At 53.1% G+C, this 18,766-nt stretch carries 17 protein-coding genes; 6 read left to right on the top strand and 11 right to left on the bottom strand.

The window, feature by feature from the left end:
* Positions 1–144: 144 nt before the first annotated feature.
* From SH528x_RS13825 to SH528x_RS13790, 8 genes are all read right to left on the bottom strand, one after another.
* On the bottom strand, positions 145–351 hold the full coding sequence (locus SH528x_RS13825; RefSeq protein ID WP_442511100.1) for a hypothetical protein: 207 nt from the start codon (positions 349–351) through the stop codon (positions 145–147).
* A gap of 1,902 nt (positions 352–2,253) precedes the next feature.
* A complete protein-coding gene (locus SH528x_RS13820; RefSeq protein ID WP_442511099.1) occupies positions 2,254–2,766 on the bottom strand; it encodes a hypothetical protein in 513 nt (170 codons plus the stop codon).
* Positions 2,767–2,949: 183 nt separating this feature from the next.
* Positions 2,950–3,381, bottom strand: coding sequence for a hypothetical protein (locus SH528x_RS13815; protein WP_442511098.1), 432 nt, complete (start codon positions 3,379–3,381; stop codon positions 2,950–2,952).
* 437 nt (positions 3,382–3,818) lie between these two features.
* The gene (locus SH528x_RS13810; protein WP_442511097.1) at positions 3,819–4,226 is read right to left on the bottom strand and encodes a hypothetical protein; all 408 of its coding nucleotides are present in this window, start codon (positions 4,224–4,226) and stop codon (positions 3,819–3,821) included.
* 207 nt (positions 4,227–4,433) lie between these two features.
* Positions 4,434–5,117 (bottom strand): hypothetical protein, encoded by a 684-nt coding sequence (locus tag SH528x_RS13805; RefSeq protein WP_442511096.1) that lies wholly within the window; start codon positions 5,115–5,117, stop codon positions 4,434–4,436.
* Between the two features lie 841 nt (positions 5,118–5,958).
* Positions 5,959–6,540, bottom strand: a complete 582-nt coding sequence (locus tag SH528x_RS13800) for a hypothetical protein (protein WP_442511095.1) — start codon at positions 6,538–6,540, stop codon at positions 5,959–5,961.
* A gap of 151 nt (positions 6,541–6,691) precedes the next feature.
* Positions 6,692–7,147 carry a hypothetical protein gene (locus SH528x_RS13795; RefSeq protein WP_442511094.1) on the bottom strand — a complete coding sequence of 152 codons (456 nt, stop codon included), beginning with the start codon at positions 7,145–7,147 and terminating at the stop codon, positions 6,692–6,694.
* Positions 7,148–7,292: 145 nt separating this feature from the next.
* A complete protein-coding gene (locus SH528x_RS13790) occupies positions 7,293–7,727 on the bottom strand; it encodes a hypothetical protein (RefSeq protein ID WP_442511093.1) in 435 nt (144 codons plus the stop codon).
* A gap of 1,063 nt (positions 7,728–8,790) precedes the next feature.
* Here SH528x_RS13790 and SH528x_RS13785 point away from each other — a divergent pair.
* The gene (locus SH528x_RS13785; RefSeq protein WP_442511092.1) at positions 8,791–9,849 is read left to right on the top strand and encodes an ornithine cyclodeaminase family protein; all 1,059 of its coding nucleotides are present in this window, start codon (positions 8,791–8,793) and stop codon (positions 9,847–9,849) included.
* 254 nt (positions 9,850–10,103) lie between these two features.
* On the opposite strand, the gene SH528x_RS13780 is transcribed toward SH528x_RS13785, so the two are convergent.
* The 3 genes from SH528x_RS13780 to SH528x_RS13770 form a co-directional block, all read right to left on the bottom strand.
* Positions 10,104–10,715, bottom strand: coding sequence for a HEAT repeat domain-containing protein (locus SH528x_RS13780; protein WP_442511091.1), 612 nt, complete (start codon positions 10,713–10,715; stop codon positions 10,104–10,106).
* A gap of 108 nt (positions 10,716–10,823) precedes the next feature.
* Positions 10,824–11,525 (bottom strand): hypothetical protein, encoded by a 702-nt coding sequence (locus SH528x_RS13775; protein ID WP_442511090.1) that lies wholly within the window; start codon positions 11,523–11,525, stop codon positions 10,824–10,826.
* 112 nt (positions 11,526–11,637) lie between these two features.
* Complete coding sequence (locus tag SH528x_RS13770) at positions 11,638–12,150, bottom strand: hypothetical protein (protein WP_442511089.1); 513 nt, start codon at positions 12,148–12,150, stop codon at positions 11,638–11,640.
* A gap of 751 nt (positions 12,151–12,901) precedes the next feature.
* Here SH528x_RS13770 and SH528x_RS13765 point away from each other — a divergent pair.
* The 5 genes from SH528x_RS13765 (at position 12,902) to SH528x_RS13745 (ending at position 18,574) form a co-directional block, all read left to right on the top strand.
* A complete protein-coding gene (locus tag SH528x_RS13765) occupies positions 12,902–13,165 on the top strand; it encodes a tyrosine-type recombinase/integrase (protein ID WP_442512130.1) in 264 nt (87 codons plus the stop codon).
* Positions 13,162–13,377 (top strand): hypothetical protein, encoded by a 216-nt coding sequence (locus SH528x_RS13760; protein WP_442511088.1) that lies wholly within the window; start codon positions 13,162–13,164, stop codon positions 13,375–13,377. Before SH528x_RS13765 ends, SH528x_RS13760 begins: the two co-directional genes overlap by 4 nt.
* Positions 13,378–14,046: 669 nt before the next feature.
* Positions 14,047–15,312: a hypothetical protein gene (locus SH528x_RS13755; RefSeq protein WP_442511087.1), complete on the top strand. Its 1,266-nt coding sequence runs from the start codon at positions 14,047–14,049 to the stop codon at positions 15,310–15,312.
* A gap of 392 nt (positions 15,313–15,704) precedes the next feature.
* Entirely contained in the window at positions 15,705–17,084 is a 1,380-nt protein-coding gene (locus tag SH528x_RS13750) for an outer membrane protein assembly factor BamB family protein (protein ID WP_442511086.1), read from the top strand.
* Positions 17,085–17,731: 647 nt separating this feature from the next.
* Positions 17,732–18,574: a transglutaminase-like domain-containing protein gene (locus SH528x_RS13745; protein ID WP_442511085.1), complete on the top strand. Its 843-nt coding sequence runs from the start codon at positions 17,732–17,734 to the stop codon at positions 18,572–18,574.
* Positions 18,575–18,766: the final 192 nt, after the last annotated feature.

Below are 18,766 nucleotides of genomic sequence, written 5' to 3'. Positions count from 1 at the left end.
TCAATCTGAATCGGGGCCGCAATCACGGGGTGGCCGCGGTTGATCTTCCATTTAAAAAAACGTTGTTGACCACTCCGCGTTAATTGATTCGCTATCCGACTTGGTGAATTCCTATCGTTGGCGATTCGCTGCGACCGACCAAAGCTAAACCTTTTCGGAAGCTTCCTTGTCGGACTCAAGTGCGACCAACCGTCGATCGACTTCCAATAACGCGATCCCTGTCATCATCGCAAAGCTCGCCGCAGTCGAGACAAGCCCGGCTTGCTCGGCTGTCGATTGAGTGTCGATTATAAGAACCACAAGAGCGAGTAACATGAGAGTTAAAGCAAGAATCTTGAGTGAGTGTTTCATTTGTTTACCTGAGTTTTTAGCAACGATGGCATCGATGTAAGAGAAGTAACGAGACAGTCACTTCGATCTCGTCGGTGTGATTTATCAACTGGCTTCTATTGTCGAATTCGTGGCCACCATCGGTTCATCATTAATATTTAGTCAGTAATAATCAGTCAATGCGTCATCCTAGCTTACACGACGCAGGGCTGGCGGACGCGTTGCGTATACAGCGTGCGGCAATGACGAAGGCGAGAATCGCAGGACTTTGGGGCGCGCCATTCGGAATTCCAGTCGAATAACGGCGGTCGTCACCGAAGCCGGCCATTCTGGTTTCCATTTGCAAACAACTTATGCCGTCATTCGCGTGCACGGCATGGTTACCGCGATCGGGCGGTGAATGTTGTAATGACCAAGTATAGGTAGTCCCGATCTGCGATGCAGACTTGGGTTACCCACATCTTGTCTCGCTCAAAGTTTGTTTTTGTTCAAATACTCGAAGAAATGCTCGCTCAGCCACCGTACAGAGTATGACGGGAACCAGCATGACAAGCAAAACTTCCACAAGCTTACTTGGCAACGGAATTAGGTACAGGTAGTCCATTACCATGTGATTCACCGGTAGTACAGTCGTGCCGAGTATACATCCGCCAAATAGACGGCCAGGCAATGTAATCCAGGATCTGCTGACAGTGTTGGGAACCCCATTAAACCGTCCTATCAGCAAAGCAAATACAAATGCCGGCACAACGTTTTGAAGAACCGCGGTCGGCGATCCAACGTAGACGGAGAGATCGTTGCCTGTGGATGCAATTGCGGAGAGTTCAAATGCAATTGTTGCGGACACCGCAAACGGCACAGCCCAGGTGCGAACTTCCGGTGCGTCAACGACAACAGCTTCGTAAGGATTCTGAGTTAACAATGAATTCAGCCGACGAACGTTACCGATGACGGGGCGGTGATGAGAGTTTTTTAATTGTTAAAAAAACGCGACTTCGCCGCTCCGATGGATCGGGATGGTTATCGCATCTTTGTAAAGGCAGCAATGGCGTTTGCGGTCTCGATTGGGTGCGAAACCGGCAACGCGTGCCGACCATCGCGAATCACAACATCTGGTTTAGTATATCGAATCGGGAAAGTGGCGTCGGCATCACCGTGGATTTGTACAACGGGCACCGAGATCGGTCGCGGACCTGGTTGCCAATCGAGCACAGCCGAAGTTGCTCAACGGTGCCACGCGCCAGCATCGCCGCACCAGCTTACTCATTCGCGATGTTGCACTAGTGCGAATCGCATTTGGAACCAACGCTACTGAATTGCCTCAGAACTGCCGACTGCATTGTCAGCGGGCGATGTTAGTGCAACCGGCTCCCAAGCGACTTTTCTCACCTGGCATCACCTCGCACTGCCATCACGCTCAAGTCCCCATCTCGAGCATTGAAAGTCGCGGAAATTCGCGTGATTCGTGGCGCAATACCAAACCTAAACGTTTGCCCTCGAATCACGCAAATCATCGCGAATGAGCGTCGCAGGACGGAATTGCTAAGAGGCCAAATGCATCCCGATCAACGACGATCAACAGCCGCGAGAGCGGCGACAGAATGTAGCCCCACGCGTAAGCGTGGGGGTTTCAAACACGTCGACACCACCATAGCCGCGGTAGCGGCGACAGCGATCGATGCCGATTTCAAGTGGGAGACACGAACTGGATACGTCCGATTCAGCGACAGCCGCACGTTCCTGGATTCCACCTCTCCGCCCACCCCGGCAAAACATTTGGTAGGAAAATGGAGGTAGGAAGATAAGACATCGGGCGAATTGTCTTTCAAATTGTTCTGTCGCAATAATCTTTCTGTCTGACAAACGCTATGTCACAACACGTGCGAGCACAACATCTCGCCCTGAACCAACTCCCAACTCCTGCTAGTCTTCAACATGTTGCCAGTCCGCACTTGCATCGCATGGTTCCGTCGAAATTCGTGTTTCGCTTTTTAACTCCGGGCCCTTGGCGGGCGGAATGATGAGCTCTTCGAGTCTGATCCGAGCCGACTTCAAATTAACGATGACTCCAAATGTGTTGGATCTTACGGAATGATCGATCTGCCAATCGCATGGGTGATCCATTGCTTTGAACGATACGGCGACCGTCGTGGCTGGACAATCGGCAAGCCTCTTCAGCATCACGTTGATGGCGGTCGTGTCGCCCCGAAAACGCAAGGTTGACACACGCATATTCGACTGACCATCAACAAATCGACAGTTGTCGGATTTCAGGGCAGCCACGACCTGAATGACCGCCTGCTTGGGGTAACCAAGAGTGAAGGGAATTCGGCAATCGGAACCAATCTGCACCAGTATGCCGAAAGCGGAATTCGCCGTCACGGCGAGTAGACTCGCGGTGACGATGGCGATGAAAGGGGATCTAATTCGCGACATCCGTATACTCCTTTAAGTGCACGCTTGTAATTGCTCAAGCGGAGGCAACGCGGTCAGAAACGATTCCCACTTGCAGTGAACAAGAACGGTCTCCGTCGCTGAGTACGGACAGAAGAGTTTCCATTTGTAAAATCGCGCAACCCGTTCTTCGGTCACTCAATGGTTACCCGCGATTTTCGGGGATCACCAGAACCGCCACCAAGGTCGGACAGGCTCCAACATCTCGAATGGCTCGCGTTCGGTCCAGGGTCCATCTTCGTCGTGTCGATATCCCGTCAGTAACCGAGCGGCCATTACGGGAATGTCAAAAATGTAGTCGCAGTCATCTACAGCCTTTTGTTGTTCGATTAGATCGTCAGCGATTTCGCGGTATCCATGAGGCAATTCCCCGGTCTCCGACAGGTGATCCGATGATAGTTCGGAATTGTGTTCCACATTCCAGACTGTCTTGCCATCTCGCCAGTGCGACGCGCCACTCACCATCACATGTTCTTCGACGAAGGCAGTAACAAGTTCGCCCCCAAGAGAAAGCTGGTGGAGGTCTTGCCCCTCCGCCCAATCGCATCGGTTTGCAACGATCAGATACCATCCGTTTGGCAGAACGGCGTCAGACAACGTGAATTCCGCGAAGTCAGATCGCTGGCCAGTGGTCCGGACGTTGAAGCGAGAGCGTGCTACACCCTGCGGCAAAGTGACTGCAATCCAAGACGTCAAATAGCCCATTAGCGTTGCGAATCTTCAGTCAGGTAGCGTTGTTGATCACACGGCGGCAATCCATGACGTTGCGTTCACGAAAAAACGTTGCCGCCGCTCGTGTGCATCACATGATTCTTACGCTGTGCCTGCGTGGCACGCGATTCGCCAATCGGATCGTCTCATCGAACCTTTAGGTTACCGACCGAAGTTCGACCGAGCAACCGAATGGGAACTTGCAAATCGACCGCGCATCGACGAACAACAACAACGGCGGGATTTACGGGGACGGAGGAGTTAATGTTGAATCCTGAACCGACCGCGCCGAGCCCTCCCGTCCACCGATTGGTGCGGCTACGTTAGTGCGGCGACGCCATGTTTGATTTGTGTACTGTAACTTTTGGACGATAGTGGAAGCCATCGTTGGCCACCATTGGTTTGTGGAGCCCCAAGTCTTTGGGAACTGCGACAATTCCGTCGAACGTCCCCCATTCATGCGCATAGTAATCGAACAAGTCGCCATCATTCGGTTTCGTCACTTCGACGGCAGCACGTTCAAACGGAACAACAAATGGTCGTTTCAACGGCGTACCGTTGACAGCTCGTATTTCGAGCAACGTCTTGCCGACATCCGCACGGCGTCGTGTCCGATCCCCATCGACACAAATTCCGGTGATTCGCACGACAGTTCCGAGCGGGTGTCCCAAATGGCCGATAACCTTGCCCGCAGCAAATTGTTTGACATACACAGGTTTTTGCGCACTCATTTCTTCAGCTGACGTAGTCGAGGAGACTCTGAAAAAAAGTCCAATCGCGGCTGCAACTGCCATTGCCGTCACTAGCGTCGCACATCTAGTTACTGTCACTATTGGGCCTCAGTAGCAGAATGTTGCCCGTCACCGGGCAGGAAAGGTTGAATGTCGATTCGAGCAAAGCCGCAAAACCGGCGACGTATGCACGGGATGGTCATTCGATCATCTGGCGTCGGAGAAGAAGTTGGCAGAGGAAGCCACTATCCCCACACCTGCCAACATGTGTTCGCCAAAATCAACGGGTGCTACGGACCATGCCGATGCGACTTGCATGACGTGATCTTCGGACGGCCAGTCCGCGGCGTCAAGCTCGTCCTCAGAAGGATCGTCAGACAAATCCACAAAATCAAATCCAAGTGCATCCTCGCCTTCGTCGAACCCGGTGTCCCAAAATGTCACGCCGGCTTCACCAAGATGGCCGAATCCCCGAGTTAGTGAACCGTCACGAGCCCGAGCCCAAACGTGATATTCAACAACGCGATGCGTTGCGAACACTTGGGCGTCCGAAAATTCGTGACTGAGAATCTCCAGTCGGGTTTCAACTTCCGTGGCGGCGTCTTCGGACTGCGGCGGCAGACGGGTACCGCAAATCAGAATCCATCCGTTTACGGGTGGCGTGAGAAACACGCCGCCATCGTAAGCGAGTGGTACGCCAGATGACCAATTGCATGCGGAGGCAGCGTTAAGCTCCAGAAAACTGGCGACACGTTGAAGATGATCCGATCGCACAGTCCACCATGCCATTTTGTATCCGAAGGGAACCGGCACGTCTGATAAAGCGTCAATCGCGGCTCGCGAAGGAAGGCCACCACTAGATCGCGGTTTGCGTTTAAATGGCCAGAACATATTTCATTCGAATAACTGCGGCGGTAACGGGCACGGACGGTTGATTTCCCATTGCTAAAAATCTCGCGAGCCGGCCTTCGGGCGAGTAGAACGGTGTCTCTCGGATGTTAGGATACGCTTTGTGTTCACAGTTTGCCACAGATCTCTCCTTGGGGTGACACTGTATTTGATCCTTGTCCAATTCGTCACAGTCCAATTGATCTCCGAACCCTCTCAGAACCGGACAGGCGCCGCCGGCGAATCTGGCTCCCAGGCGACTTTTCTCACCTGGCATCACCCCGTACTGCCCACCGCGATCAAGTCCGCTACACGAGTATTGAGATTCGTGTAAATTCGCCTGATTCGTGGCGTAATACCGCACCTAAACGTTTGCCCGCGAATCACGCGAATCACGCGAATCACGCGAATCATCGCGAATCATCGCGAATGAGCGACGCAGTACGGAATTGCCAAAGGACAAAATGCAAGTCAATCAACGACGATCCAAAGCCACGGTAGTGGCGGCAGCATTTAGCCCCACGCAAAAGCGTGGGGTTTCGGACACGTCGACACCACCATAGCCGCGGTAGCGGCGACAGCGATCGACGCAGTGTTCAACAGACGACGCGAATTGAAGACCACAAACAAGAAAATGTGTGACAGAAATATGAAGACAGAAAAATAGAGTGCTCGCTTCTCCTCATTTCCAATTTTTCTGTCGCATCAATCTTTCTGTCTGACATACGCCCGAGTTCGACAACATCTCGCACTGCGCCGGGCCCCCCAGCAAGCACTCCCAACTTCCAAGTCTTCACACCCGCAAATCTTCAAGACCTTGCCAGTCCGCACGTGCACAGCTTTGCTATCCGCCGTCGCCCTGCTCGGAGGGGAAAGGGGGTGGATCAAATGAACGATCGTCCGTTGATACGGGAGTCGGATTCTGCGAGAACCCCGGTGCCGTGGCGAGTCCGTATTGAGTCACGTAACCAAAACCGCTTTTTCCTCGCCTAGATTCGGACAGTTGAAACGCTACCTTATCGACAAGGTTCATGTGACCATCGCCAAGTATGGGAAGACCGATTTTTGGTTGCCAAGATTCGGATAGTTGAAACACTGCATTAGCGGCAACGTCTTTTGCGATAGTGTAACGATAGATTAGCATCCCATTCATTGTGGTAGATGGGGATACAGAAACGCTGAGAAGCGTCTTAGAGCCATCACTTATTCTAAGATTTCCATTTCTACGAATTTCGTATTTGGCATCTTGGGGAGGGGCAGTGATCGCCGGATCACGCGTAACGGTGAAGGTGAATGTATTGTTTCCGTTGTCCTTCATAGTGAAGGTTCTTTCGTTCGGTGTCACACGCTGGAAAAGCGTTGCGCCCTGCGCGATACTGCCTAAAAGTGCAAGGCAAAAGAGAGCAAAAACCTTCGACCATCGCATTGTATGATTCCCGCTCGTGGAGTCGTATGATTTCAGTCGGAAAACGTTTCCGATCAGCCAGCGGCGACGGATAGTCATCCACTTCAAATCGCCCGACTTCGCCGCGTGGTTACATCGGACAGTTCGTCCCCTAACGCTGCCGCGGTAATATTTAGCGTCCGAGTTTGAGCTGTTCAATCGGTGTCAAGAGGCGGCGAAGTCGCTGCCCATCCAATCCGGTTTTTCTCTCAGCAATATCAACGATTCGAGGTGTTACTTCAACCGAATCCGATGTAGCGGGACCAATGGCGATAATCCTGTTACCCTTCACTTGCAACTCGAACCAATCACGTTGATCGCCCAATGATCGTTTAAGTAGTTCCCGCAGCGAAAGTATTTCTTGCGACTGGACTTCTTGAATTTGCTTCGATTCAGCGACCGAGTGACGCCAGTTGTCGACTGCCTGTGCAGCTTCGTCCTTGAACTCGCCGGACTGCTTTCGCGCGTCGGCGAGTTGTCCACTAAGTAAGCGAACTTGAGAAACATGTTGCCGAGACGTCACCAAGAACCCAGCAATCATCGCGATTATCGCCGTGGACCAAAGTATGTCGCGAAGTGAGAATTTCATAAAAGCAGCCTCAGTTCTCTCGACAGGAACACTGTGCAGTTTTGTGGACGAACGTTTGGCGATAACCGAGACGCAGCTGTTGATTTTTCATGGCCGACTCGCCCGGCTACCGCGACTTCGTGTGCGTCGCACTGTGCTGTCAAATTCACCATCTTAATTGCATGGAGGCGACCATCGATTTTTCGCCGACATCTTCAGTTGAAATTAAGAGGTAACCCTTTTGGACGATTTTATCTCGAAATGTGTTGAACTCCGCCAACGCTACAACACGCGCACGAAGCGACGTCATTGGTTTCGCGCGTCCAGTTTGAACTAGTTTTTCGTAAATCTCTGGCGTTCCGTTCGGAAATAGCACGGGCTCCATTCGGCGTGTCATCGCCAACATTGCTTCGCCATCGTCGACTTCCGCAAAATGTACTGACGTGAGTTCGATCGCATCCGGCCAGTCGAACTTGGAAGCGGATTCAAGACGTTCGACAATCGTGCGTTCACCCAAAATTGTCCTCGCGATGCCGGGCAAAGTGATCCCATTGACGCCGCGAGCGTCACGTTCGAGAAGTCCCGTTCGAATGAATTTCATTGCGGTGGACTGATGGAATTGGACATTCTCTCCAGAGGCGGGCAACGCCTGCGAGTGCACAACTGATGTCAAGAGAAAGAAGAATACAAATTGAGGTCGGATCATCTCGTATACCTAGTGGATGGCAGAACGTTGGATCTTACCGCGATCCGGCGGTTAACGTAGAACGGTGCCTCTCGGATGTTAAGATACGCTTTGCGTTCACGGTTTGCCACAGATTTCTCATTGGGGTGTCACAATATTCGATCCTTGTCCAATTGATCTCTGAACCGGACTGGCGCCGTTAACGCATCCAGCTCCTAGGCGATTTTTCTGACCTGGCATCACCCCGCACTGCCCACAGCGATCAAGCCCGCTGCTCGAGCAATAGGATTCGTGGAAATTCGCCTGATTCGTGGCGTAATACCGCACCTAAACGCTTGCCCTCGAATCACGCAAATCATCGCGAATGAGCAACGCATGAGGGAATTGCCAAGAGGCCAAATGCCTCGCGACTAACGACGCGAAATAGCCGCGGTAGGGGCGACAGCAGCCCAGTCCTCCGGCCACACCGGCAAAGAGATTTGGTAGGAAAATGGAGGTAGGAAGATGGAGCACTTGTTACTCGACTTTCCAACTTTTCTGTCGTATCAATCTTTCTGTCTGACAAACGCCCGGGATCAACACCTTCGAGTACAACATCTCGCCCTGCGCCGGGCCCCCGACAAGCACTCCCAGCTCCTCACTCCTTTTTCCCGACGCGTGTGAGCAAGGGGAAGGACGGATCTGCTAAAGGCAGGGATTGAGAAACAGAAACGAGTCCTGACGACTTGACTCCTGCCCGGGACCAAGGACCTCGGATGACGCTATGGTGCCGCCGTGCCATGACGCACGTCGATACGAACAACTTCGTGCAGATGAGCACGGCGTGCTGGCAAATGGTTCGTCGCGAGTTGGCTTCGCTGAAATGAACGGGTTTGGTCCGAAAGATGCTATTGCTGGACTATCAGTCACGACGTCGATCGTCGTAGCGTCGCAGCGATGCGCCGCCCGTTTTTGGAGGAGCATCCTGTTAGGAAAAGCAATGTCTAATCACGAAATCAAGTGTCGTTTTTTCTCTCAGGAAGACTTGCTTGGCGCGGGTTGTCTCGATATCCGCATGGCAATCGAAGCCGCCGAAAAGGCAATGCTCGCCTTCGATGCTGGTGAGGTGATGTTTCCGGAAAAGATTGTCCAGATTTTCAATGACGACACGCAGGAACGGATCAATTGCTTGCCAGCAACGTTCAAAAAAGAAAAAATCTGTGGCGTGAAGTGGGTTTCTGTCTTTCCGCCCAACCCGGTGAAGTACGGAATACAAAACCTCTCAGCCGTGATCATTTTGTCAGAGATCGAACACGGGTTCCCGACCGCGTTCATGGAAGGCACGCTGTGTTCCAATGTGCGTGTGGGAACGATGGGAGCCATCGCTGCGAAGCATCTTGCCAAGAAAGATTCTGAGACAATCGGATTCATCGGTGCAGGCGAACAGGCCAAGATGCACTTGATCGCAATGAAGACCGTTCTTCCTGAGCTTCAACTGTGCCGAATTGCGGCCAAGGAACCCGCTGAAGAGGATCAGTTCGTTAGAGAAATGTCTGCGATCCTACCAAGCCTTCAATTTGAAAAAGCCAACTCCGATTTGGAGAAGGCCACCAGCGACGCGGATGTCATTGTGACAGCCACCAGCGCGCAAGCTCCGCTGCTGAAGGCCGCATGGATGAAACCAGGCGCGTTCTACAGTCATGTTGGCGGCTGGGAAGACGAGTACGCCGTCGCCAAAGCCTGCGATAAAATCGTTTGTGATGACTGGGAAACGGTCAAGCACCGCACGCAAACGCTGAGCCGCATGTATAAGGACGGCGAGCTAACCGACGGCGACATCCACGGCGATTTGATCGAATTGATAAACGGCACGAAGCAGGGCCGCGAAAACGACCAAGAACGCACCTATTTCAACGCCGTCGGTTTGGCTTATGTGGACGTCGGCATCGCCATGGCCATGCACGACCGAGCCCTCGAAGCGGGAATGGGTCAAGACCTGCAGGTCCAGCATGACATGATCTTCGAACACGCGAGACTGAAAGATTGGGTGCGTGTTTGATGCAGCTTTCGCCCGTGCCATTCGGGTCAGAGGAGTTGTTTCGGCCGAACGCCGTCCCCGTTCCGCGGGCTCGCGGAGAACGTTTCTGTAGCATCAACCATTGAACGCCAAATTTGAGTGCCAAGAAGGGGACGTCCCCGTGAAGCGACACCCGACCTCATCTCCCGCCCCTCGGACCCTCTCAGATCCGGACGTGCCGCGCAACGGCATCCGGCTCCCATCTTGCCAGTCCGCACTTGCCCCGGCAATGTTCGTCACAAGGTGCGATAGAATTCCATCGCCTCAGTTTTCAGCTCGTCCAGATCGAGTTGCTTCGGCTGCATTGTGCACAGACCATCTGCAAACTTGATTCGCGTATGGTTCGTCTTCAGTATATTGTCGAGCGCTGTTTGTGCACATCCACTTGCGGTATGCCCGAGTTCATCAGGCTCGTGGTCATTGTCTACTGCTTCGATTAACGCAGGGATTGCAGTCGGATCACCGATGCCACCAAGCGCATAGGCGGCCGTGTTGCGCACCATGGGACTGGGATCCATTTTTAGCAAATGAATGAGTGGCTGAATGGCCCGTTTGTCAGCGATGTCGTGCAACAATCCACAGATATGCACTCGGACACCCCATTCAGGATCATTAAGTACTGGCAAGAGTAGTTCAAGCCCGGCTGTTGGATCGCAGTAGAATACCGCCAAGGCCGCTTTGCATCGCAGTTCGAAATCGGGATCGTTAAGTAGCTCACGCAGGTATTGAAATAGCCGCTCCGGACGGATCGTGCGCAATTTGGCAATCGCGGGATCATCTTGCTGGAAGCTGCCACAAAGCTGCGTCAGCAAGTCACGCAACTCATTGAATTGGATTTCTTTATCCACCGCGACATCTCTGCGGCAAAAAGGTACAGATCACGTGGTCGCCGCGAACGACTCACCACTTCAAACCAACACGACTGGCCGACTCGCGTGCAAACCCTTTGCAATTACCTAGGTTGATAGCATGATTGGCAGACGATGCTGAACGGATTTTGCCGCGAGATTGTCGAACAACGCCAAACCAAATCGGGCGAGCGATTCCAAACTTGCGTGTTCTCCCAAGTCTGCTGTCAAAACGTCGGCAAGATCGCTTGGGGACATCCCAAAGGTGTTTTCATTGAGATCACGCAAAGACCGTTGCAGCGACGTGTTCGCGCAAACATGTGTTTTCTCGCCGGTTAGATCTTGGAAGTCAAAGCTAAATTCGAACTCCCCCGGAAGCCAAGTGGATGCACAAATAATAGGTCGATACTTCTGGCCTTTTTTCGGTACAGAACACTCCAGAAACGCTTCATCGGAAAACCACTCACCATCATAGGAAGTCGGCGGTTGCGTTCCTCGTTCCGCATGTGCCGCCCATACAAGAAGCGCACCATAACCTTCGTATCCAGGGCGGTCCGTGAAATAGGGAGCGTTCGGTGATTCATCCCAATCTATAGCTTCAGAGATACTCGATCCGAGTCCGTTATTAATCGCTGCCTTCCAATGTGTTACCGCCTCCGCGACCTCATCCCAGTTTGCAGCTTGCGGCGGGCCATCAGGTCCAATCATTTGGTAATGAGTCCCAGACTCACGTGCATACTTTTGAACAACATTCTCCCATTCTCGCGAGAAGTATCGGGAAAAGCCGCCAACGTAGATGTCAAATGCCATGATGCTACTTGATGTGAATAACGCCGCCGATCTCGGGGTGGCGCCGAGGAATGTTTAATTGTCAAGGTGCGCAACTTCGCCGCTCTCGTGCACCGGAATGGCTATACCGCGATCAGGTTTCGGTTGCAGGACTGTCATCGTATTCTACACCATCAAATTCGTAACGCGATGAAAACGAGACGCGTGTGCGTAGTGTTGCGACACGATTTATATCGTCAACGGACGCGTCAGCATCATGTCTGCGAAACGAACAAAATCGACGTCCATCACGAGTACGAATGTCGACAAATTTTCCATCATCAGATTTCACGGCTACATATGTTAAGTTGGCGGGCTGAACGTGCGGATCGGCATTTTCACACATCTGTTGGTCTACTATCGCGGCCTCTGGCCAATGACCGGGTAGTCCGTCCAATTCATAGAGAACCCAACCAAAATGATAATACGATCGGCCAGTAATCAACACACGTCGCTCGGCATATTCTGCCATGTTCGGAGGTACAACTGTGTGCAAGCCAAGCTGGCCTGGATCGCCAGTGTGTTTCTGCTGTAGTTGTTCGAGGTGTGAAATGGATTGAAGGCGAGCATGTTCGCCGGGTAGAAAAGCAGAATGTGAGTTTTCCATGTTGCGTTCCACCTAGCGGGATAATGGTTGGGATCACGTGGTCGCCGCGAACGACGTCCCACCTTATTAAACTCAGTTCGGCGACTCACGTGCATCCCTTGGTTCTGCTTTTCCGTGAATTGCGTCGTTGGGCGACTGAATTCGTAACGCCAGTTCCAAGTGCTCTGTCGTTTGCAACGCCAACGAGGACCACGAATAGATCGCAATGCTAAGTGTAGCAATTAAAAAGCCCGGCCAGAGAAACATGGCTGAGACACCCAGGTCGATCATTGAACGGCAGGTTGCGTTCCCTGGAACTGGGAAGATGCAAGCGAATGCAGTGACGAATACAGCGGAGACAAACACTGCCGGGAATACTAAGGCGAAACGTCGACTGACTCCCGTCGCACTTCGGATAGGGAAGAAGATTGCAGCCCACCAAATCAAGGCCATCCCGGAAAACGGTCCGATAAACGCCGCGAGTTCGGATAGCGTTAAACGTGCGAAACCAGACATAAAAACACGCTGAGGATCAGAGTCGACAAGTAGGACAGTCCACATTGAACAGCGGAATATGTGCGCGAACGTGCCCGTCGACAACAGAGTAAGCAAGCAATGTGTGGGAACGCTATCCATGTGCAAATGCCACCGATTGCTACTCCGGAAACGAACATGGAAACGAGCTCAGTCAAAACGCATCAATCTAGTTAGCAGAACTATCCTTTTAACCCCCGGTGAGTCGGGTGATATATGATTTTAGCACTCGGGTGCCATATGGCGTCATGACATTGCCGAGGAGCAATTTGCGGCGGCGGCCAAAGTGGCACTGCGTCATGCGAAGATTGATAAAAATGGTGTGCCGCATTCGCTCCGACTCAGTTTCGCGACGCATCTCGTTGAACCGGAAACGGATATGCAGACGGTACAAAAACTGATAGGGCATACGCACGCTGAAACGACGATGCGATATGTTCACATTCGCACGAAGCTCGGAGAAACGGTAAAAAAAACTGCGGATACGTTGAGGGATTCATGATCCGTGGTGAATGTATCGTTAGCGGGATCAAGTGTCAGCAAGAACAACCGCTTGGGCACTCCGATACCTCGACAACGCAATTCGATACCCGTGTGGACAAAACGCTTGACTCAGCCGTGGTGATTCGACTGAACCGGTTGATGGGCGGTGCCGCAGGGTTGCTGCAAAAGGGCGGTGCTGCAAAAGGGGGGGACGGAAAGCGGTTTGGGTGAGATTGAAAAAGTTAAACTGACAATTGTAAATCGAAAACTGGATAAGGGACGCTGATGACAGGCTGGAATCCTATCCCACATTGGTAGGTTTGAAAGTTCGGTTTGGCGGTAGTGGATCTTGCTAAAGATCCTCATGCGGCAGGATCATTAACAAGATCCACTACCCTGAAATCATCTTTGACTGACTGCTCGAAAGGACTCTGGTCCCAGGCTGGAAGCCTAGGCTACGTGGACCTTCGGTCGCTTGGGTGGCAGCCGAAACGGATTATTGGCGATGCGAAGTAAAGGTGCAAGCAAATTGTTTGAGGAAATATTTTCGCTGCTGCGCAGCTGAATGGCGTGTGTGTTTGAGGCGACATGCGAGTGAGCCGGAGACAGCCCCACCCGGATGTCGCTGAAAAGGCTCCATCCGACCTCCCCTACAGCAAAGCTGTTGGGGAGGTGAAATCGGAGGGTTGCGAATCGACCGGGTCTCACGCATTACCCGGTGCCTTACGGCCCACGGCTCACGGATGCATGAAAACCGTGGATGGCGCCAATGCGGCTATCATGTGCAGAAAGGGAGCAAGGTAGACTGCTGAGGACGATTGGCGGATATTGAAAAAGTTGGCCGGTTGGCCTAACGTTCAGTGTCTCGGATCCCCCAAGACCTTTGCCCTGCTACTTAACATGAACAAACATTTGATTGATCGCCGCCAATTCATCGCCAGCCAAGCGGCCATTGCTCTGGCGGCGTGTGGAAACACCTCTGGGGCCACGGCAGCCACCGAATCTTCGATTCCCGTTCGCACGATCACGCGGGGACCAAAGCATCATTGGTTTGGGTACTATGACAAACTACAATTTGACCCGACCAATCGATTCGTGTTGGGGATGCAGGTTGACTTTGAGCATCGTTCGCCGACCGCCGACGACACAATCAAGATTGGCATGGTCGATCTTCAAGACGGTGACCGCTGGATCGAACTAGGCGAAAGCAAAGCTTGGGGCTGGCAACAAGGCTGCATGTTGCAGTGGTTACCCGGGTCCGATTCCGAAATCATTTGGAACGACCGCATCGGAGACCGCTATGTCGCGCGTATCATGGATGTTCAGACGCGGCAAACGCGAATCATCCCGCACGCGATTTACACCGTCAGTCCGAATGGAAAGGAAGCCGTTGCCGCTGATTTCCGCCGTATCAACGATGTTCGTCCTGGCTACGGTTATGTGGGCCTGCCCGATCCCAACGCCGATGACTTGGCACCGATCGATTCGGGGATCGTCCGCATCGACTTGACCACGGGCGATGTCAAAACCATTCTTTCGATTGCGGACGTGGCCCGCACGGGGTTCATTCCGAACGAAAAATTTGGCATCAAACATTATTTCAATCACCTCCTGTACAATCCCGATGGCTCGCGGTTTGTTGTCTTGCACCGTTGGCGTTATCCCGATGGATCCCGGATGACGCGAATCGTTACCGCGACTCCCGACGGTGATGATGTTCGTATCGTTTGCAGCAACGGCTACGCGTCCCATTTCATCTGGCGAGACAACACTCACCTGTTGTCTCAATCACGCAATCTTGATGGCAACGAAGGCTGGGGTAATTTTCTCTTCGAAGATATCGATGGCGGCGGCGACGTTCGCGAGATCGGTCGGGGCGTGCTCGATAGCGGTGGACACCTAAGCTATCTGCCGGGCAACGAGTGGATCCTCAACGACACTTATCCGAAAGGCAAAGAGCGGATGCAAACGCCGCACCTCTACCAGATCTCTTCGGGACGACGCATCGATCTTGGCCATTTTCATTTGCCGCCAATTTACAGCGGTGAATGGCGTGTCGACACTCATCCTCGTCTATCACGCGATGGAAAACTGGTGTGCATCGATTCGCCTCACGAAGATCACGGACGACAATTGCATTTGATCGACATCGAAGGGCTGACTTGAAATAGATCAAGACTTGAGTCTGTGTGCCTTTTTCGTCCGTACGTTCTCTTCGCCGTGCCTTTCTCTTTGCCTATGAAACAGGACAACGGCCGGGGGAAACATCGATCTAACATGGAAGTGCAAAGACTTTTAGGTGCACGCAACAAAAAACACTCACTGCCAGGCTCCTGGCTGGGGACGTACTGATTTTGAGGCTCCCGCCTCGTCTTCTCTCGCGCGGCAGGCAGGCAGGAGCCTGCAGGCAGTGGGTTACCAGGCGGGAGCCAGGGAACCAGTGGAAGTCGGGGGTCCCGTGGTAAACCTTACCGAGATGTGTCAAAATTCGTGCTACAATCTGGCCTTTGACCCAGGCAACGTGTTCAGGGAATCATCGCAAAACGAGAGAACTTTTGATGAAGTATTTTAGCTTATGTTTGGTGTTGGTTTCACTCAGCACTTCGGCTGTCGCGGAAACCAATTCGTCATTCGATTGGCCGCAGTGGCAGGGACCCGACCGAAACGCTATCTCCAAAGAAACGGGGCTACTGAAGCAGTGGCCTGAAGGTGGCCCACGTTTGGTTTGGAGCAATGAAGATATCGGCGGCGGCTACAGTGCTCCGTCCGTCGCCGACGGGCGAATGTTCGGGATGAGCAATCGTGGCGCCGACGAGTTCGCTTGGTGTCTGTCGGAGACAGATGGCAAGGAAATCTGGGCTACCCGCCTAGGACCGGCAGTGACAGAAGGTGGATCGCAGGGGAGTGAAGGTCCAGGATGTACGCCCACGGTGGACGGTGAGCGAATTTACGTGATCGGAGCCGGTGGAACCGTCGCGTGTTTGCAGATTGGTGATGGAAAACTTGTCTGGACGAAGAATCTGCAGGAAGATTTCGGTGGTGTCATCCCGCGCTGGCGCTACAACGAATCGCCACTGGTCGACGGCGAAAAGATCATCTGTACTCCCGGTGGAAACACTGCATCGATTGTTGCACTTGACAAAACGAGCGGAGCAACCCTTTGGGAAACGGCTGTCACGCCCGAAGCTGGCGATAAAGAATCGAGCGATGCCGGTCGTAGTTCCGACAGTCGAGGTAGCTCTGAAAACCGTGGTGGTTCAGGTGGCCGTGGTGGCCGTCGATCACGAGGGCCGTCGTCGGGCGCAGGCTATTCATCAGCCATTGCCATCGACGCCGCTGGCCAGCGTCAATACGTGCAGTTCACCGCGAAAACACTGGTGGGCGTTGACGCCAACGATGGGCATGTGCTCTGGCGATACGATTCACCCGCCAATGGCATGGGCATCAGTTGCTCTACGCCGCTCTACCATGACGGATTAATTTTCGCAGCGTCGGCCTACGGTGCTGGCGGCGGCGCGATTCGTTTGCGTAAAGAAGCCGATGGAACGATCGCGGTCGATGAGGCCTACTTCACAACGAAAATGCAAAACCACCATGGCGGCGTGATCGTCGTTGACGGAAGCTTGTACGGAACCAATGGTGGCAACGGAGGCGGACTGCTCACTTGTCTCGACTTCGAAACCGGCGATGTGCTTTGGCAAGATCGTGAAGCCCCTAAAGGAGCATTGACGTTAGCGGACGACCGACTTTATCTGTACACCGAAGACGGCACGATGATGCTGATTGAGCCAAACCGTGAAAAACTTGTCGTTCACGGTCGCTTCCAGCATCCCGGACGCAGCAAATCCACTGCTTGGACGCACCCCGTGATCGTCAACGGAAAGCTCTACGTTCGCGATCAAAGTCGACTGTTTTGCTACGACGTTAAAGCCAAGTAGAAGTGCCCAGAGTGTGCCCCGGTGTGTGCCCAATAAGCTAGCCACTATGTCACGCGGTCAAACCGTAGGATGCTGCTCATTCACGGACGCAACAAGCAGGTATGCAGGAGTCTTTCGGTATATTAGCCGTTTTGGCCAACGCGATGAAGCATTTAGAGACGGCAAATTACAGCATTTGCGTTCCGTAGCTACGCTCGCGGTGAGCGTGGATGGTTGCCGGCCAATACGAATCACCACCTTCTGGCGAAGGTAGCTACGAGAAAATGCTTCACAGCGTTGCGTTTTGGCGCTAGCCACGACTCCTTCTTCAACCGGGGCTAGCGGGCTGTTGACTTAGTGAGCCGATCGCGGTGAGCGGTCGGGTTCCACGCATTACCCGGTGCCTTACGGTCCACGGCTCACCGCTGCGAGAAGAGGAGGCGGGAGCCTCGAAAGCAGTGCGTTCCCAGGCAGGAGCCTAGGGACGAGCGTTTTCGCGAAACATACCAACGTCATTCATCTGGAATCTCCTGAAGCATCTAAATGCACCATTGTCAAAATGGCATGAATCACGGGCTCAGAGTCCATTCCCTGAAAAATCCTCGTTCGTTTAAGGTCTAGTTTACAATGAGGGCTGCACAGCATCCTCTAGCTCACGAAACCGAGTCATGTCCATCATCAACGTTGGCTGCCAGCTAAACTACGTCGTCCGGTCACCGGCAATCTATCTTTTAAATCTGTCGGCTTCTCGAAACGCTCACCAAACCGTGGTGTCCGAGGCTTTAGAGGTCCACCCATATCAGCCTGCCGAAGAATGCGACGTTGGGCCGCTAGGCAATCGGATCGTTCGAATCAATGCGCCGCTCGGTGAACTGACGATCAATTATTGTGCCACCGTTGAGCTTCACGCGGATGTTGTGGATTCAACCAATGTTTGCGAGACGCGTTACGAGCAATTATCCGCCGATGTGCTCTCGTATCTCAACCCCAGTCGCTACTGCGAATCGGACAAGCTGTATCGGTTTGCGTTTGAGGAATTCGGCCAATTGCTGCCGGGCTATTCTCGCGTCACGGCGATCTGCAACTGGACGTACGAGCAACTGTATTACACGCCCGGAAGCACCGGTCCGACGACGACCGCGTGTGACGTGTTATTGCAGCGCACGGGAGTCTGCCGTGACTATGCTCATGTCGCGATCAGTCTTTGCCGGGCCATGGGGATCCCCGCTCGGTATGTGTCTGGTTACGCCGTCGATCTACAGCCACAGGACTTTCACGGTTTTTTCGAAGCGTATTTGGATGGACGTTGGTTCTTGTTTGATGCTACGCGACTGGCACCCGTGGGAGGGTTTGTGCGAATTGGAACCGGCCGTGACGCTGCGGACGTCGCCTTTGCAACGATTCGAGGCGAAGCGGAATGCACCGGAATCAACGTTTGGGCGAATAACGCGAACCAAAACGAAGGGCAACTGAGCCCCAACGATGTGCAAACCGGAGTCAGTTCCGCGTAACAGACGTGCATCGAGCGTCCTCTGTTGATGGCGTTGCGATTGCGTTGATTCGGAATCGTGGTATGTTGCATTGTTGGCCTGCGCGAAACGATCACCCGAGTGACAAGACGAGCCACCACCGCTCCCCGCGGTTGGAGCCGCCCTTTTCGCAATCCGCTCTTTGCTTTCGTCGAGGATTCTCTTCGGCAGACG

This window comes from Novipirellula methanifontis (genome assembly GCF_052161655.1).
In the GTDB taxonomy this organism is placed as follows: Bacteria; Planctomycetota; Planctomycetia; order Pirellulales; family Pirellulaceae; genus Novipirellula.
Note: the sequence above shows the minus strand (reverse complement) of the source record. Positions and strands in the feature narration are given on the sequence as shown.

Coding starts and splice junctions, on each gene's coding strand:
- SH528x_RS13825 (WP_442511100.1), bottom strand. CDS start 351: ATGAAACACTCACTCAAGATTCTTGCTTTAACTCTCATGTTACTCGCT.
- SH528x_RS13820 (WP_442511099.1), bottom strand. CDS start 2,766: ATGTCGCGAATTAGATCCCCTTTCATCGCCATCGTCACCGCGAGTCTA.
- SH528x_RS13810 (WP_442511097.1), bottom strand. CDS start 4,226: ATGAGTGCGCAAAAACCTGTGTATGTCAAACAATTTGCTGCGGGCAAG.
- SH528x_RS13805 (WP_442511096.1), bottom strand. CDS start 5,117: ATGTTCTGGCCATTTAAACGCAAACCGCGATCTAGTGGTGGCCTTCCT.
- SH528x_RS13800 (WP_442511095.1), bottom strand. CDS start 6,540: ATGCGATGGTCGAAGGTTTTTGCTCTCTTTTGCCTTGCACTTTTAGGC.
- SH528x_RS13795 (WP_442511094.1), bottom strand. CDS start 7,147: ATGAAATTCTCACTTCGCGACATACTTTGGTCCACGGCGATAATCGCG.
- SH528x_RS13790 (WP_442511093.1), bottom strand. CDS start 7,727: ATGAAATTCATTCGAACGGGACTTCTCGAACGTGACGCTCGCGGCGTC.
- SH528x_RS13785 (WP_442511092.1), top strand. CDS start 8,791: ATGTCTAATCACGAAATCAAGTGTCGTTTTTTCTCTCAGGAAGACTTG.
- SH528x_RS13775 (WP_442511090.1), bottom strand. CDS start 11,525: ATGGCATTTGACATCTACGTTGGCGGCTTTTCCCGATACTTCTCGCGA.
- SH528x_RS13770 (WP_442511089.1), bottom strand. CDS start 12,150: ATGGAAAACTCACATTCTGCTTTTCTACCCGGCGAACATGCTCGCCTT.
- SH528x_RS13760 (WP_442511088.1), top strand. CDS start 13,162: ATGATCCGTGGTGAATGTATCGTTAGCGGGATCAAGTGTCAGCAAGAA.
- SH528x_RS13755 (WP_442511087.1), top strand. CDS start 14,047: ATGAACAAACATTTGATTGATCGCCGCCAATTCATCGCCAGCCAAGCG.
- SH528x_RS13750 (WP_442511086.1), top strand. CDS start 15,705: ATGAAGTATTTTAGCTTATGTTTGGTGTTGGTTTCACTCAGCACTTCG.
- SH528x_RS13745 (WP_442511085.1), top strand. CDS start 17,732: ATGTCCATCATCAACGTTGGCTGCCAGCTAAACTACGTCGTCCGGTCA.